Below are 255 nucleotides of genomic sequence, written 5' to 3'. Positions count from 1 at the left end.
CGGGAGGCAGCAGTGGGGAATTTTGGACAATGGGCGAAAGCCTGATCCAGCAATGCCGCGTGAGTGAAGAAGGCCTTCGGGTTGTAAAGCTCTTTTGTCAGGGAAGAAACGGTGAGAGCTAATATCTCTTGCTAATGACGGTACCTGAAGAATAAGCACCGGCTAACTACGTGCCAGCAGCCGCGGTAATACGTAGGGTGCAAGCGTTAATCGGAATTACTGGGCGTAAAGCGTGCGCAGGCGGTTTTGTAAGTC

The 255-nt window shown here is 52.2% G+C and carries 1 rRNA gene; it reads left to right on the top strand.

Features of this window, described 5'->3' with window-relative positions:
- Window positions 1–255: ribosomal RNA gene (locus tag MRBLMS1_RS24670) — 16S ribosomal RNA — on the top strand; the annotation flags it as partial.

The organism is Massilia sp. LMS1-1-1.1 (genome assembly GCF_040815535.1).
GTDB classification, from domain to species: Bacteria; Pseudomonadota; Gammaproteobacteria; order Burkholderiales; family Burkholderiaceae_D; genus Janthinobacterium; species Janthinobacterium aestuarii.
The sequence above is the reverse complement of the archived record's forward strand: the minus strand, read 5'-3'. Positions and strand labels throughout refer to the sequence as shown.